The sequence below is a fragment of the Kitasatospora sp. NPDC032121 genome (assembly GCF_055580145.1).
This window is the reverse complement of sequence record NZ_JBVILX010000008.1, coordinates 319,856-334,149: the sequence shown is the minus strand read 5'-3', so window position 1 is coordinate 334,149 and position 14,294 is coordinate 319,856. Positions and strand designations below refer to the sequence as shown.

At 73.3% G+C, this 14,294-nt stretch carries 16 protein-coding genes; 8 read left to right on the top strand and 8 right to left on the bottom strand.

Annotation, left to right across the window (positions count from 1 at the left end; all coding sequences use genetic code 11):
• Positions 1-95 precede the first annotated feature (95 nt).
• The 5 genes from ACZ5OX_RS22495 to ACZ5OX_RS22475 all read left to right on the top strand — a co-directional run bounded on the left by ACZ5OX_RS22495 (position 96) and on the right by ACZ5OX_RS22475 (position 4,740).
• Positions 96-1,649, top strand: coding sequence for a TldD/PmbA family protein (locus ACZ5OX_RS22495; protein ID WP_465632365.1), 1,554 nt, complete (start codon positions 96-98; stop codon positions 1,647-1,649).
• Positions 1,649-3,046 (top strand): metallopeptidase TldD-related protein, encoded by a 1,398-nt coding sequence (locus tag ACZ5OX_RS22490; RefSeq protein ID WP_465632320.1) that lies wholly within the window; start codon positions 1,649-1,651, stop codon positions 3,044-3,046. The genes ACZ5OX_RS22495 and ACZ5OX_RS22490 overlap by 1 nt, the downstream gene beginning before the upstream one ends.
• 31 nt (positions 3,047-3,077) lie before the next feature.
• Positions 3,078-3,626, top strand: coding sequence for an RNA 2'-phosphotransferase (locus ACZ5OX_RS22485; protein ID WP_449807682.1), 549 nt, complete (start codon positions 3,078-3,080; stop codon positions 3,624-3,626).
• A 186-nt stretch (positions 3,627-3,812) separates the two neighbouring features.
• Positions 3,813-4,214: a DUF3099 domain-containing protein gene (locus tag ACZ5OX_RS22480; RefSeq protein WP_449791901.1), complete on the top strand. Its 402-nt coding sequence runs from the start codon at positions 3,813-3,815 to the stop codon at positions 4,212-4,214.
• Between the two features lie 268 nt (positions 4,215-4,482).
• A complete protein-coding gene (locus ACZ5OX_RS22475) occupies positions 4,483-4,740 on the top strand; it encodes a hypothetical protein (RefSeq protein ID WP_465632318.1) in 258 nt (85 codons plus the stop codon).
• Here the strand turns inward: ACZ5OX_RS22475 and moaA are convergent.
• The 4 genes from moaA to ACZ5OX_RS22455 form a co-directional block, all read right to left on the bottom strand.
• The gene (gene moaA / locus ACZ5OX_RS22470) at positions 4,737-5,726 is read right to left on the bottom strand and encodes a GTP 3',8-cyclase MoaA (RefSeq protein WP_465632363.1); all 990 of its coding nucleotides are present in this window, start codon (positions 5,724-5,726) and stop codon (positions 4,737-4,739) included. The two genes, ACZ5OX_RS22475 and moaA, sit on opposite strands and share 4 nt — an antisense overlap.
• A 76-nt stretch (positions 5,727-5,802) precedes the next feature.
• A complete protein-coding gene (locus ACZ5OX_RS22465; protein ID WP_465632316.1) occupies positions 5,803-7,410 on the bottom strand; it encodes a solute symporter family protein in 1,608 nt (535 codons plus the stop codon).
• Positions 7,407-7,766: a DUF485 domain-containing protein gene (locus ACZ5OX_RS22460; RefSeq protein ID WP_465632314.1), complete on the bottom strand. Its 360-nt coding sequence runs from the start codon at positions 7,764-7,766 to the stop codon at positions 7,407-7,409. The genes ACZ5OX_RS22465 and ACZ5OX_RS22460 overlap by 4 nt, the downstream gene beginning before the upstream one ends.
• A 471-nt stretch (positions 7,767-8,237) precedes the next feature.
• Complete coding sequence (locus ACZ5OX_RS22455; RefSeq protein WP_465632312.1) at positions 8,238-9,281, bottom strand: zinc-dependent alcohol dehydrogenase family protein; 1,044 nt, start codon at positions 9,279-9,281, stop codon at positions 8,238-8,240.
• A gap of 125 nt (positions 9,282-9,406) precedes the next feature.
• On the opposite strand from ACZ5OX_RS22455, the gene ACZ5OX_RS22450 reads away from it, so the two are divergent.
• Positions 9,407-10,402 carry a DEDDh family exonuclease gene (locus ACZ5OX_RS22450; RefSeq protein WP_465632310.1) on the top strand — a complete coding sequence of 332 codons (996 nt, stop codon included), beginning with the start codon at positions 9,407-9,409 and terminating at the stop codon, positions 10,400-10,402.
• Positions 10,403-10,433: 31 nt separating this feature from the next.
• Positions 10,434-11,231: an SURF1 family cytochrome oxidase biogenesis protein gene (locus tag ACZ5OX_RS22445; protein ID WP_449791895.1), complete on the top strand. Its 798-nt coding sequence runs from the start codon at positions 10,434-10,436 to the stop codon at positions 11,229-11,231.
• 17 nt (positions 11,232-11,248) lie between these two features.
• Here the strand turns inward: ACZ5OX_RS22445 and trxA are convergent, their stop codons facing one another.
• Together trxA and ACZ5OX_RS22435 are read right to left on the bottom strand one after the other, a co-directional pair.
• Complete coding sequence (gene trxA, locus ACZ5OX_RS22440; RefSeq protein ID WP_392878278.1) at positions 11,249-11,581, bottom strand: thioredoxin; 333 nt, start codon at positions 11,579-11,581, stop codon at positions 11,249-11,251.
• A 3-nt stretch (positions 11,582-11,584) separates the two neighbouring features.
• Positions 11,585-11,992 carry a MerR family transcriptional regulator gene (locus tag ACZ5OX_RS22435; RefSeq protein WP_449791919.1) on the bottom strand — a complete coding sequence of 136 codons (408 nt, stop codon included), beginning with the start codon at positions 11,990-11,992 and terminating at the stop codon, positions 11,585-11,587.
• 213 nt (positions 11,993-12,205) lie between these two features.
• Here ACZ5OX_RS22435 and ACZ5OX_RS22430 point away from each other — a divergent pair, with 213 nt between their 5' ends.
• Complete coding sequence (locus ACZ5OX_RS22430) at positions 12,206-12,967, top strand: SDR family oxidoreductase (RefSeq protein ID WP_465632308.1); 762 nt, start codon at positions 12,206-12,208, stop codon at positions 12,965-12,967.
• Between the two features lie 74 nt (positions 12,968-13,041).
• Here ACZ5OX_RS22430 and ACZ5OX_RS22425 read toward each other — a convergent pair whose 3' ends face one another.
• A complete protein-coding gene (locus tag ACZ5OX_RS22425) occupies positions 13,042-13,698 on the bottom strand; it encodes an alkaline shock response membrane anchor protein AmaP (RefSeq protein ID WP_465632306.1) in 657 nt (218 codons plus the stop codon).
• Positions 13,695-14,291, bottom strand: a complete 597-nt coding sequence (locus ACZ5OX_RS22420; protein WP_465632304.1) for a DUF6286 domain-containing protein — start codon at positions 14,289-14,291, stop codon at positions 13,695-13,697. The genes ACZ5OX_RS22425 and ACZ5OX_RS22420 overlap by 4 nt, the downstream gene beginning before the upstream one ends.
• Positions 14,292-14,294: the final 3 nt, after the last annotated feature.

Sequence of the window (14,294 nt, the reverse complement as noted above, 5' to 3'; positions counted from 1 at the left end):
GGCCGGAAACCGGGTGGACGGGAAATGATGCGGTGCGGGCGCCCCTGTGGCGCCGCACCGCCACCCTCCGCGACCTGGGAGCCCGATTGCCTCCGATCCCTCCGGCCGATCGCTCCGGCGCCCCGCACGGGCGCGCCGTCGACCCGCTGTTCCTCGCCCTGCCGCTGCGGCCCCTCGCCGACGCCGCCCTCACCCGGGCCCGCGAACTGGGCGTGAGCCACGCCGACTTCCGGCTGGAGCGGATCCGCAGCGCCTCCTGGCGGCTGCGTGACGCGCGTCCCGCCGGCACCTCCGACAGCGTGCAGCTCGGTTACGCCGTCCGGGTGCTTCTGGACGGCGCCTGGGGCTTCGCCGCCGGTGTCGACCTGACCGCCGATGCGGCGGCCCGGGTCGCCGAGCAGGCCGTCGCGGTGGCCCGCCTGTCCGGCGGGATCAGCCGGGCGGCCGGCACCGCCGAGCGGGTCGAGCTGGCCGACGAGCCGGTGTACCGCGACGTCACCTGGGTCTCCGCGTACGAGGTCAACCCCTTCGAGGTGCCGGACGCCGAGAAGACGGCGCTGCTCGCCGAGCGCAGTTCCCGGCTGCTGGCGGCCGAGGGCGTCTCGCACGTCCAGGCAGCCCTGCGCACCGTCCAGGAGAACAAGTTCTACGCGGACACCGCCGGAACGGTGACGACCCAGCAGCGGATCCGGGTGCACTCCGACCTGGAGGCCACCTCGGTCGACGAGCGCACCGGCGCCTTCGACTCGATGCAGACGCTCGCCCCGCCGGTCGGCCGCGGCTACGAGTACGTCACGGGCACCGGCTGGGACTGGGACGCCGAGCTCGCGGAACTGCCCGTCCTGCTGGGCGAGAAGATGCGGGCCCCGAGCGTGGAGGCGGGCCGCTACGACCTGGTCATCGACCCGACCAACCTCTGGCTGACCATCCACGAGTCGATCGGCCACGCCACCGAGCTGGACCGCGCGCTCGGGTACGAGGCCGCCTACGCCGGCACCTCCTTCGCCACCTTCGACCAGCTCGGCTCGCTGAAGTACGGCTCCGAGCTGATGCACGTCACCGGCGATCGCACCGCCGAGCACGGCCTGTCCACCATCGGCTACGACGACGAGGGCGTGGCCACCCAGTCCTGGGACCTGGTCAAGGGCGGCGTCCTGGTCGGCTACCAGCTGGACCGCGGCATCGCCAGGCTGAAGGGCTTCGAGCGCTCCAACGGCTGCGCGTTCGCCGACTCCCCTTCGCACGTCCCGGTGCAGCGGATGGCCAACGTCTCGCTGCAGCCCGCCGCCGACGGCCCGGACACCGAGGGCCTGTTCGCCCAGGTCGAGAACGGCCTCTACATCGTCGGCGACCGTTCGTGGTCGATCGACCAGCAGAGGTACAACTTCCAGTTCACCGGGCAGCGTGCCTACGCGATCAAGGACGGCGAGCTCGCCGGCCAGGTCAAGGACTTCGCCTACCAGGCCACCACCACCGACTTCTGGGGCTCGATGGCGGCGGTCGGCGGCCCGCAGACCTACCTCCTCGGCGGTGCCTTCAACTGCGGAAAGGCGCAGCCCGGTCAGATCGCGGCGGTCAGCCACGGCTGCCCGTCGGCGCTGTTCCGCAACGTCAACGTGCTCAACACCCAGCAGGAGGCGGGTCACTGATGACCGCGAAGCAGCCCCACGAACTCGTCGAGCTGGCGCTCGGCCTCTCCCGCGCCGACGGCTGCGTGGTGATCGCCGACGAGGAGTCCACCGCCAACCTGCGCTGGGCCGGCAACGCGCTGACCACCAACGGCGTCACCCGCGGCCGCCGCCTCACCGTGATCGCCACCGTGGCGGGCGCCGAGGGCACCGCCTCCGGTGTGGTCTCCCGCGAGGCCGTCACCGCGGAGGAGGTGGAGGGCCTGGTGCGGGCCGCCGAGGAGGCCGCCCGCGCGGCCGGACCGGCCGAGGACGCCCAGCCGCTGATCGCCGACCAGCCCTCCTCGCCGGACTTCACGGAGCCGCCGGCGCTCACCTCCATCGAGGTGTTCGACGCCTTCGGCCCGGCCCTCGGCGAGGCCTTCGCCCGCGCCGCCGCCCAGGGCGAACTGCTGTACGGCTTCGCCCGGCACGAAATGACCTCCAGCTACCTGGGCAGCTCCACCGGCCTGCGGCTGCGCCACGACCAGCCCACCGGCATGGTCGAGATCAACGCCAAGACCGCCGACCTCTCCGGCTCGGCCTGGGTGGGCGCCGCCACCCGGGACTTCGCCGACGTCGACCTCACCGCCCTGCACACCGGGCTGACCAGGCGGCTCGGCTGGGGCGCCCGCAAGGTGGACCTGCCGGCCGGCCGGTACGAGACGCTCCTGCCGCCCTCGGCCGTCGCCGACCTGCTGGTCGTCCTCAACTGGAACGCCGGCGGCCGGGACGCCCAGGAGGGCCGGACGGTCTTCTCCAAGCCCGGCGGCGGCACCCGGCTCGGCGACAAGCTCAGCTCCCTGCCGCTGACGCTGCGCTCGGACCCGCGCGAGCCCGGCCTGGAGGCCGCGCCGTTCGTGCTGACCCACTCCACCGGCGGGGACTTCTCCGTCTTCGACAACGGCCAGCCGATCGCCGCCACCGAGTGGATCCGCGACGGTGTGCTGAACGACCTGATCACCAGTCGCCACGCGGCCGCCCTCACCGGCCTGCCCCTGCGCCCGGCGATCGACAACCTGGTGCTGGAGACGGCCGACCAGGAGTCGGCGCCGACGCTGGACGAGATGATCGCCCGCACCGAGCGCGGCCTGCTGCTCACCTGCCTCTGGTACATCCGCGAGGTGGACCCGGCGACGCTGCTGCTCACCGGCCTCACCCGGGACGGCGTCTACCTGGTCGAGAACGGCGAGGTCGTCGGCGAGGTCAACAACTTCCGGTTCAACGAGTCCCCGGTGGACCTGCTGGACCGGATCACCGAGGTGGGCCGCACCGAACGCTGCCTGCCCCGCGAGTGGAGCGACGTCGTCACCCGCACCGCGATGCCACCCGTGCGTGTCACGGACTTCAACATGAGTTCGGTCAGCCAGGCCTCTTAGCCACTGACCTACGGGGGATACGAGAGACATGATGGACGAGAAGCGCCTGGTCAGGTCGAGCAAGATGCTGTCGCGCATCCTGCGGCACGAGCCCGGGCTGGTGGGGATCACGCTGGACGGGGCCGGCTGGGTCCGGGTCGACGAGCTGCTCACCGCGCTCGCGGCCCGAGGCAGGCCACTCACCCGGGCCGAGCTGGACCACGTCGTGGCGACCAACAACAAGCGCCGCTTCGGCTACTCCCCGGACGGTCTCTCGATCCGCGCCAACCAGGGCCACACGGTGGCGGTCGACCTCGGTCTGGCCGCCACGGTTCCGCCGTCCGTGCTCTACCACGGCACCGCCGACCGGCACCTGGCGGCGATCTTCCACGAGGGGCTGCGCCCGATGGCCCGCCAGGACGTCCACCTCTCGGCGGACACCGAGACGGCGACCAGGGTCGGCGCCCGGCACGGCCGTCCTGTGGTGCTGACCGTGAACGCGGCGGCGATGACGGCGGCCGGCCACGAGTTCCGGCTCAGCGAGAACGGCGTCTGGCTCACCGACGCCGTGCCCCCGCAGTACCTCTCCCGGCGCTCGTAGCCGACCGGGCCGCGCCGCCTCGCCGGCGCCCCGACCGAAGGGCCTGTCCGCTCCGCCGGACAGGCCCTTCGCGTACCCGACCGGGTGGGTCCGGCCCACCCGGTCTCGTCGCCGCCCGTGGCCGGGCGTACCGTGAGGAGGCCGCGCGGCCAGGCGCGCGGGTGCGTGACGAGGGCGGTAGGACACATGGGCAAGAGCGCCGACGGCGGGCAGGTCTTCCGGATCACCGGGGCGCGCAGCAGCCTCACCGAGGACGTCCGGGGACGCCAGCGCCGTTACGTCATCTCGATGCTGGTCCGTACGGCCTGCGTGCTGCTCGCCGTGGTGCTGTGGGACGTCCAGCGGATCCTGGCGTTCGCCGCGCTGGCGGGCGCCGTGCTGCTGCCGTACTTCGCGGTGCTGATCGCCAACGCGGGCCGGGAGCGGGCCCCGGGGCTGCCGAGCACCTTCGACATCCCGCTCGACACCCCGCTGATGCTCGGCCCCGGCGGGAGGGGTGGGGCGGGCGGGACGGGTGGAGCGGCCGCGAAGGCCGGTACAGGAGAGGCAAAGGCCGCTCCCACCGATCCTTCACAGGACGTGGACTGACCGTCCGTTTCATGCCGCTTCACCCCCGTCCGGCCCGGAGAAAGCTCAGAAGAAGCTCAGATTAATCATGCAAGACCTCCCCAACCCCGGGTCTTCGCGTGACATACTGCGTACGCGCTCCGCATCCCCCGTCGGAGCGACGGACCGACGCCGGGCGGCTCCCCCCGTGGCTGCCCGGCGTCGTCATGCCCGGACGGATCCGTTCGGCCCGGGCGGGCGTGACAGACTGGCGGCGCAGACGTACCCGCCAATCGTTGAGGACGGCCCGATGGAAACCCCGCAGACGCCGATCTGCTCCGCCAAGGGCTGCCGGGCGGACGCCGGCTGGGTGCTGGTGTGGAACAACCCCAAGCTGCACACCCCGGACCGCCGCAAGACCTGGCTCGCCTGTGACGAGCACCGCGAGCACCTGTCCCAGTTCCTCGGGGTGCGCGGTTTCCTCAAGGAGGTCGTCGCCTTCACCGAGTGGACCCCCGAGGCCTCCGAGAGCACCGCGAGCACCGAGGGTTCCGGGAAGCCGGCCTAGCCGCCGATCGCGGACATCGGCCGCTCGGGCTGGAGGAACTCCGGGTCGTCGATCCCGGCCCCGGCCTTCTTGCCCCACATCGCCGCCCGCCACAGCGCGGCCAGTTCGGCGTCGTCCGCGCCCGAGCGCAGCGCGGTGCGCAGGTCGGTCTCGCCGGTCGCGAACAGGCAGTTGCGCACCTGGCCGTCGGCGGTCAGCCGGGTGCGGTCGCAGGCCCGGCAGAACGGCCGGGTGACCGAGGCGATCACGCCCACCCGGCCGGGGCCGCCGTCCACCAGCCAGCGCTCGGCGGGTGCCGCGCCCCGGCGGGCGGACGGCTCGGGGGTGAGCGTGAAGCGGGCCCGCAGCAGGTCCAGGATCTCCGTCGCGGTGACCATCGACGCGCGGTCCCAGCCGTGCTGGGCGTCCAGCGGCATCTGCTCGATGAAGCGCAGCTCGTAGCCCCGCTCCAGGCACCAGGCCAGCAGGTCAGCCGCCTCGTGGTCGTTGACCCCGCGCATCAGCACCGCGTTGAGCTTCACCGGCGCCAGCCCGGCGGCCTCGGCGGCGGCCAGCCCGTCCAGCACGTCCTGGTGGCGGTGGCGGCGGGTGAGGGTGTGGAACACCTCGGGGTCGAGGGTGTCCAGCGAGACGTTGACCCGGTCGAGGCCGGCCTCGCGCAGCGCCGTCGCGGTGCGGGCCAGCCCGATGCCGTTGGTGGTCAGCGAGAGTTCCGGGCGCGGCTCCAGCTCCGAGCAGGCGGCGACGACGGCGACCAGCCCGGGGCGCAGCAGCGGCTCGCCGCCGGTGAAGCGGACCTCGCGCACGCCCAGGTCGCGCACGGCGACGGTGACCAGCCGGACGATCTCCTCGTCGGTCAGCAGGTCCGGCTTGGCCAGCCACTGCAGGCCCTCCTCCGGCATGCAGTAGGTGCAGCGGAGGTTGCACCGGTCCGTGAGGGAGACCCGCAGGTCGACGGCCTGGCGTCCGAAGGTGTCGAGCAGCACGTGCGTCCTTCCCCGAGATGCGGCCGGCCCGGCCACCGTCACGGCGGGCCGGGCCAGCATAGTCATCGCGGGACGATCAGTGGGCGCCCAGCCCGGTCAGTGAGCGGACCTCCAGTTCAGCGTACTTCGCCGGATCGGGGCGTTCCGTGGACAGCAGCGTGCCGAGCCAGCCGGCCAGGAAGCCGACCGGGATGGAGACCAGGCCGGGGTTCTCCAGCGGGAACCAGTGGAAGTCGGAGTGCGGGAAGAGCGAGGTCTTCGCGCCGGAGACCACCGGGGAGAAGACCACCAGCACCACCGAGGTGACCAGGCCGGCGTAGACCGAGCTGACGGCGCCGACGGTGGTGAACCGCTTCCAGAACAGCGAGTAGAGCAGGGTGGGCAGGTTCGCCGAGGCGGCGACCGCGAAGGCCAGGGCGACGAGGGCGGCGGTGTTGAGCTTGTCCGCGAAGAGGCTGAGCACGATCGCCACCGCGCCGATCGCGACCGCGGCCCACTTCGCCGACAGCACCTCCTCCCGCTCGCTCGCCTTCCCGCGCCGGATCACGTTGGCGTAGAGGTCGTGGGCGAAGGAGGCCGAGGAGGCGAGCGTGAGCCCGGCGACGACGGCCAGGATGGTGGCGAAGGCGACGGCCGAGATCACCGCGAGGAGGATCGCGCCGCCGGTGGTCCCGACGCCTCCGCCGAGCGCCTCGGCCAGTTGTGGGGCCGCGGTGTTGCCCGCCGCGTTGGCCGCCTTGATCGCCTTGGAGCCGACCAGCGCGGCCGCGCCGAAGCCGAGCGCCAGGGTCATCAGGTAGAAGACGCCGATGATGCCGATCGCCCAGAGCACCGACTTCCGGGCCGCCTTGGCGGTGGGCACGGTGTAGAAGCGGACCAGGATGTGCGGCAGGCCGGCGGTGCCGAGCACCAGCGCGATGCCCAGGCTGATGAAGTCGAGCTTGGCGGTGCCGGTGCCGTACTTCTGCCCCGGTTGGAGGAAGGCCTCGCCCTTGCCGCTCGCGCTCGCCGCCGCGCCGAGCAGTTCGGAGGGGTTGAAGTGGTACTTGGCCAGCACCAGGACGGTCATCAGCGCGGCGCCGACGATCAGCAGCACCGCCTTGACGATCTGCACCCAGGTGGTGCCCTTCATCCCTCCTATCACCACATAGACGATCATCAGCGCGCCGACCCCGACGATGGTCCAGCGCTTGGCGGCACTCCCCTCGGCCCCCAGCAGCAGGGCCACCAGGGTGCCGGCTCCGACCATCTGGGCGAGCAGGTAGAAGATCGACACCACGATGGTGGAGACGCCCGCCGCGGTGCGCACCGGGCGCTGGCGCATCCGGAACGCGAGCACGTCCGCCATCGTGAAGCGGCCGGAGTTGCGCAGCGGTTCGGCGATCAGCAGCAGGGCGACCAGCCAGGCGACCAGGAAGCCGATCGAGTAGAGGAAGCCGTCGTAGCCGCTGAGCGCGATGGTCCCGGCGATGCCGAGGAAGGAGGCGGCGGACATGTAGTCGCCGGAGATGGCCAGGCCGTTCTGGAAGCCGGTGAAGCCGCGGCCGCCCGCGTAGAAGTCGGAGGCGCTCCTCGTCTGCCGCCCGGCCCAGACGGTGATGCCGAGGGTGGCCAGGACGAACACGCCGAACAGGGCCATCGTCAGGCCGCGGTGCTCGGTGGCGGAGCTGGCGAGCAGAGTCATTCGGCGGACTCCCGGGGGGCGTGGACGACGGCGCCGTGCGCCTCGCGGATCGCCGCGGCGGCGGGGTCGATCCGCCGGTCCGCGTAGCGGGCGTACCAGGCGGCGATGGCGAAGGTGGTCGCGAACTGCAGCAGCCCGAGCACCAGGGCCACGTTGACGTGCCCGAGGACCTTGGTGCGCATCAGTCCCGGGGCGTAGCAGGAGAGCAGGACGTAGAGCAGGTACCAGAGCACGAAGCCGATGGTGACCGGGAAGGCGAAGCTTCGGAACGAGCGCCGCAGGGTGCGGAACTCCTCGCTTTCGTCGATGACTTGGGCTTCCGTGGCGGCGGTGGTGGTGAGCGGCGGCGAATCCACGCTGTCTCCTCACTCCTTCGGCGTATGTGTCACACGGGGGAACGGTCGAGCGTGAGGGGCATCACAGGTCTGGTGCGCGCCGCGCAATGCTAGGAGCGTCCCGCCCACCCCGGAAGGGGTTGACCGCGATCAGTCGACCGTTCACCCCCTCGCACCATCCGATTGGCCGAAAAACAGCCCATCCCAGTGATGCCCCGCCCCTCCAGCCCCACCCGGAACACGGCACCGGGGGGGGGGGGGGGGGGGGGGGGGGGGGGGGGGGGGGGGGGGGGGGGGGGGGGGGGGGGGGGGGGGGGGGGGGTGGGAGGGGGGGGGGGGGGGGGGGGGGGGGGGCGGGGGGGGGGGGGGGGGGGGGAGAAAGTACGAGAGTACCCTCCCCCCCCCCCCCCCCCCCCCCCCCCCCCCCCCCCCCCCCCCCCCCCCCCCCCCCCCCCCCCCCCCCCCCCCCCCCGGTCCCGGGAGGCCGAGGACTCAGAACGCGATCCGCACCTTCAGGGCCGAGCGGTCGTCCATCGCGCGGTAGCCGTCCGGAACGTCGTCCAGGCCGACGGTGCGGTCGAAGACCAGCCCCGGCTCGATGGCGCCCGAGAGCACGTCCGGCAGCAGTTCGGGGATGTACGCGCGGGCCGGGGCGACTCCGCCGTTCAACGAAACGTTTCGGCCGAACATCTGACCGATGTCGACGCCCGCGCTGCCTCCGTGCGGCACCCCGACGTAGCCCACCGCGCCGCCGTCCCGGGCGATCGAGACGGCCGTCCGCATCGACTCCTCGGTACCGACCGCCTCCAGGACGGCGTGCGCGCCCTGACCGCCGGTCAGCTCCTTCACCGCCTCGACCGCGGCCTCGCCGCGCTCCGCCACCACGTCCGTCGCGCCGAAGCGACGGGCCAGCTCGGTACGGGCCGTGTGCCGGCCCAGCGCGATGATCCGGCCCGCGCCCAGCCGGTGCGCCGCCAGGACGCCGCACAGGCCCACCGCACCGTCGCCGACCACCGCGACCGTCGCGCCGGGCCGCACCCGCGCCGAGACCGCCGCGTGGTGTCCGGTCGACATCACGTCGGACAGTGCCAGTAGCCCGGGCAGCAGCTTCTCGTCGCCCGCCGCCTCCTTCGGCAGCTTCACCAGCGTCCCGTCCGCGAACGGCACCCGCACCGCCTCGCCCTGGCCGCCGTCCGAACCGACCTGCCCCCAGAACCCGCCGTGCGGGCAGGAGGTCTGGAGGCCTTCGAGACAGAAGTCACACGTCCCGTCCGACCAGACGAACGGTGCCACCACCAGGTCGCCCTTGACGAAGCCGCGCACCTCGGCGCCGGCCTCCTCGACCACCCCGAGGAACTCGTGCCCGATCCGCTGCCCGGCCACCCGGTGCGCGACCCCACGGTAGGCCCACAGGTCACTGCCGCAGATGCAGGCGTTCACCACCCGGAGCACCACGTCCGTCGGGTGCTGGATCACCGGGTCCGGGACTTCCTCGATCCGGATGTCCTTGGGGCCGTGAATCACGGTGGCACGCATGCGCTGTTCCTTAGCTGAACGGTTTCGACCAGGTGTACGACACCCCCCGCGACCACTCTATTCCGGCCGGTCCATCGGATCATTCCGGCCGGAACCCCCCGCCCGGCCCCTTATCCTGTTGGACCATGCAACCGATCCAGCCCGAGACGTACGGAGTGCCGCGGACCGCGCCGGTCCCCGCGCAGCGCTCCGCCGACCCCTCCCGGGGCTTCGCGGTCGTCGACGTCGAGACCACCGGTCTCGGCCGCTCCGACCGCGTCATCTCGGCGGGCGTCTACCAGCTGGACCCGGACGGCGACGTCGTCGACCACTGGTACACCCTGGTCAACCCCGGACGGGACCCGGGCCCGGTCTGGATCCACGGCCTCACCGCCGAACTGCTCGCCACCGCCCCGACCTTCCCGCAGATCGCCGACGAGTTCGCCGCGCGTCTGCGCAACCGCGTCCTGGTCGCGCACAACGCGCTGTTCGACTGGAACATGATCTCCCGCGAGTTCTCCCGGGCCGGCCTGCGCGCCCCGGTCGAGCAGCGGCTGTGCACCATGGTCCTCTCCCGCGACCTGCGGCTGCCGCTGCCCAACGGCAAGCTGTCCTCGCTCGCCGCCCACTTCGGCGTCCAGCAGCGCCACGCCCACAACGCCCTGGACGACGCCCGGGTGCTCGCCGAGGCCTTCCGCCCCAGCCTGCACCTCGCCCGTGACGGCGGCGTGCCGCTGCCGCTGCAGAACTGCGTCGCGGTCACCGACCTCGGCGAGGAGGAGCCCGCCGGCCCGAGCCGCACCGGCTGGACCGGCGCCACGTACCGCCAGGCCAAGAAGCGCCGGCCCTGCCCGTACCCCAACCCGGGGCGCTGGGAGGACGGCAAGCCGCTGGTCCAGGGCATGCGGGTGGCCATCACCGGCGACACCGCCACCGACCGCGAGGTCCTGGAGGACCGCGCGGTCGAGGCCGGACTGCACATCGCCACTTCCGTGAGCCGCCTCACCAGCCTGCTGGTCACCAACGAACCGGACAGCTGGAGCGGCAAGGCCCGCAAGGCCCGCGAGGTCGGCACCCCCGTCGTCGGCGAGGACGCCTTCCTCCAGCTGCTGCGCGAGGTCGCCCCGCACCCCGGTGCGTGAGCCGGTTGTGAGGTCGGCGTACCGTTCCCATGTGTACCGTTTTCTGCTGACCCGACAGTGGTTGATCACCATGCTGGTCGCACTGCTGCTGATCCCCGCGACGATCAAGCTGGGCTTCTGGCAGCTGCACCGCCACGAGGCACGGGTGGCCCGGAACGAGCTGATCGGCCAGGCCCTCACGGCCGCGCCGGTCCCCTTCGACACCCTGTCGCCGACCCCCGGCTTCGCGGTCCCCAAGGACCTCACCTGGCGCGCGGCGACCGCCACCGGTCAGTACGACCCGGCACACGAGTTCGTGGTCCGCAAGCGGACCGACTCCAGCGGGACCATCGGCTACTTCGTCGTGACCCCGTTCCAGCTCGCCGACGGCAAGGGCACCGTCCTGGTCAACCGCGGCTGGGTCGCCTCCGGCGACGGGGCCACCGAGTACCCCCCCGTCCCGGCCGCCCCCGCCGGCGAGGTCTCCCTCACCGGCCGCCTGCGCGCCGAGGAGACGTACGGCGCCAGCGGCATCAAGGACCGCACCGGCCTGCCGGACCGCCAGTTCAACCTGATCAACACCGACGAGCAGGCCAAGCGGACCGGCGTCCCCCTCCTCGGCGGCTACCTCGAACTCACCGGCACCACCCCGGCCCCGGCCGACCAGCCCCAGCTGATCCCCGAGCCCAACCACTCCGACATCGGCCCGCACATGGCCTACGCGATCCAGTGGTGGCTGTTCACCGCGATGATCCCGGTCGGCGTCTGGGTCCTCGCCCGCCGCGAGGCCAAGGACCGCGCCAAGCAGGCCGCCGAAGCCGAGGTCCCGCTCGAGGCCGTCCCCGCCTAGCTCGAAGCCGCCCCCGCCTAGAGCACGTCGTCCAGCTCCCGCAGCAACCGCGCCTTCGCCCGCGCCCCCACCACCGACCGCACCGGCTGCCCGCCCCGGAACACCATCAGCGTCGGCATCGACAACACCCCGTACGCCGCCTGCGTCCGCGGGTTGCGGTCCACGTCCACGCTCACCACCCGCAACCGGTGCGCCTCCTCCCGCGCGATGTCCGCCAGCACCGGCGCCATCATCCGGCACGGCGGGCACCAGTCCGCCGTGAAGTCCACCAGCACCGGGCCCTCGGCCGCCAGCACCTCCGCGGCGAACGTGTCGTCCGTCACCGCCGGCACACCCGTGATCTCCACCACCGTCTACTCCTTCACCAGTTCACAGCGGGGCGGCTCCCGGACGGCGGCCAACTCGTCCCGTGCCCGCACGGCCCGATCGAACTGCCCCGCCACCTGCGCCCGCACCTCCTGGAGCCGGGCGATGCACTCGTCCAGCTCCCCCAACTTCCGCCGGTACACCTCCAGAGAGGCCGGACAGGAGTCCCCCTCCGGGTGCCCCGCCCGCAGGCACTCCACGAACGGCCTGGTCTCCTCCAGCCCGAACCCGAAGTCCTGCAACATCCGGATCTCCCGCAGCAACCGCAGATCCCCCTCGTCGTACGCCCGGTACCCGTTGCCCGCCCGCCGGGCCGGCAACAATCCCAACTGCTCGTAGTACCGCAACGCCCGCGTGGTCGTCCCCGCCCGCTCCGCCAACTCCCCGATCCGCACGCCGAACCACTCCTCCCGCACTTCCGGCAACGACCGTAAACCTTCCCCCCGACGTCAACGCCAGCCCTGCCCCGGCTTCCGATCACCCCTCACCCGACCCCACCGGGCGGCGGCCTCCCCCCACCCCCGGAACCGCCCCCGGAACCGCCCTCGGCCCAACCATGCCGAGAGCCCACCCCTCGAACCCCAACCCCCACCGGGCACTATGTCCCCATGGATCTCGGACTGAAAGACAAGGCCTACATCGTCACCGGCGCCACCCGAGGCCTCGGCCTCGCCGGCGCCCGCGAACTCGCCGCCGACGGCGCCCGCGTGCTCGTCAGCGGCCGCACCCAGCAGGCCGTCGACACCGCCGTCGCCGAACTCGGGACCCTCGGCACCGCCCGGGGCCTCGTCGCCGACAACGCCGACCCCGACACCCCCGAGCGCCTCATCTCCGAGGCCCGGCACCACTTCGGCCGTCTCGACGGCATCCTGATCAGCGTCGGCGGCCCCCAGGCGGGCCCCGTCGAGACCACCCCCGAGGACGCCTGGCGCGACGCCTTCGAGTCCGTCTTCCTCGGTGCCCTCCGGCTCGCCCGCGCCACCGCCGCCGCGCTCCCCGAGGGCGGTGTGATCGCCTTCGTGCTCTCCAGCTCGGTCCGCCAGCCGATCCCGGGCCTCGGCATCTCCAACGGCCTGCGCCCGGGCCTCGCCATGGCCGCCAAGTCCCTCGCCGACGAGCTCGGCCCCCGCGGCATCCGTGTGCTCGGCCTGCTCCCGGGCCGGATCGACACCGACCGGGTCCGCGAGCTCGACGGCCTCACCCCCGACCCCGAGGCCGCTCGCGCCAAGGCCACCGCCACCATCCCGCTGGGCCGGTACGGCGCCCCCGAGGAGTTCGGCAAGGTCGCCGCCTTCCTGCTGTCCCCCGCCGCCTCCTACCTGACCGGCCTCATGGTCCCCGTCGACGGCGGCGCCCTCCGCACCCTCTGACGCCCTCGCAACTCCCAATCACTCATTCCTGACCAATCGATCCCGATCAGTCAGTCCCGGCTACTCCGTCCCGACTACTCCACCCTCGACTGCCGACGCCCCCGCCGACCCCGCCGCCCCCACCCGTGCCGCGGCTCGGCGGGGGCCGCCTGCAGGACCCGGATGCGCAGATCGGCCGGCAACTCCGCCAGCCGCAGGCTCCCGCACGCATCCGCCCGGGGCCCGTCCTCGAAGTGCTCCACCAGCGCGGCCGGATCCCCGCCCGGCCGCAACCGCACCGCGCCTCGCAACCGCGGATGCCTCGGTGCCCGCACCAGCCGCACCCCGGCCCGCTCGACCTCCGGCAGCACCACCGTCCCGTTCTCCAGCGCCTCTTCCAGCGCCCGCGCACCGATCCGCAGTCGCAGCCCGCTCACGCCCGGCGTCGGCACCGCGATGCTCGGCAGCCCGCTGCGCCGCAGCTGCGCGACCAGCCACCACGCCATCCCGGCCACCAGCACGGCCAACCCGCCGATCACCGTCGGCCACCACCACGCCGACGCCACCCACTGCCGCCGCGAACGCGCGCTCACCACCGGCTGGTCGGGCGAGGTGAGCGGCCACCAGTCCGGCGGATGTACGCCCAGCCGCCGGTACAGGTCGAGCCCGCCCGCCAACACCAGCACCCCGACGCCCAAGAGCACCGCACCCACCAGCCCCAGCAGCACCCGGTTGACGACCGTCCTCCTCACCCCGCCACCCCCTCACCGCGACCCGCGCCGCCACCCGTCCCCGCGCCCGTCCCCGCACCGAAGTCCTCCCCCACCGCGCCGGCGGCCCCTCGTGCCATCCGCACGTCCAGCCGCAACGGCCGCCCCAGCCCCACCCGCTCCAGCTCGTCCCGCAGCTGCCGCTGCACCAACGCCGGATCCGCCACCCCCGCCAGCGAGATCCAGACCCGCCGCCGACCGACCCGGATCCGCAGGTGGTCGATCCCGTCCAGGCCCGCCGCCCGGTCCGCCAACAGGTGCCCGACCCCGGCCCGGTCGATGGCCGCCGACGTCCCCCCGTACGGACGCAGCACGAGCCACCGCCGCAGCCCTGGCGCGACGGCCAGCCACAGCAACCACCCACCGAGTGCGGTCGCCACTCCGGCCCCCACCAGCACTCCCAGGTCGTCGAGGTGGCGTGTCGCCAGCTCGTCCGCGATCTGTGCCCGCCACCGCCGCGCCGGCTGCCCCACCCGCACCGCGATCACGTCGTACAGCAGTGCCCCCGCCATCACCAGCACCCCGGTCGCCACCAGCGCCGCCGCGGCCGTACGCGGAGCCCGCAGCCGTCTCACCCT

What these genes read in the sequence shown, in the direction of transcription:
- ACZ5OX_RS22450 (WP_465632310.1), top strand. Translation starts at nt 9,407, where the DNA reads ATGCAACCGATCCAGCCCGAGACGTACGGAGTGCCGCGGACCGCGCCG.
- ACZ5OX_RS22480 (WP_449791901.1), top strand. Translation starts at nt 3,813, where the DNA reads ATGGGCAAGAGCGCCGACGGCGGGCAGGTCTTCCGGATCACCGGGGCG.
- ACZ5OX_RS22455 (WP_465632312.1), bottom strand. Translation starts at nt 9,281, where the DNA reads ATGCGTGCCACCGTGATTCACGGCCCCAAGGACATCCGGATCGAGGAA.
- ACZ5OX_RS22485 (WP_449807682.1), top strand. Translation starts at nt 3,078, where the DNA reads ATGGACGAGAAGCGCCTGGTCAGGTCGAGCAAGATGCTGTCGCGCATC.
- ACZ5OX_RS22475 (WP_465632318.1), top strand. Translation starts at nt 4,483, where the DNA reads ATGGAAACCCCGCAGACGCCGATCTGCTCCGCCAAGGGCTGCCGGGCG.
- ACZ5OX_RS22490 (WP_465632320.1), top strand. Translation starts at nt 1,649, where the DNA reads ATGACCGCGAAGCAGCCCCACGAACTCGTCGAGCTGGCGCTCGGCCTC.
- ACZ5OX_RS22465 (WP_465632316.1), bottom strand. Translation starts at nt 7,410, where the DNA reads ATGACTCTGCTCGCCAGCTCCGCCACCGAGCACCGCGGCCTGACGATG.
- ACZ5OX_RS22430 (WP_465632308.1), top strand. Translation starts at nt 12,206, where the DNA reads ATGGATCTCGGACTGAAAGACAAGGCCTACATCGTCACCGGCGCCACC.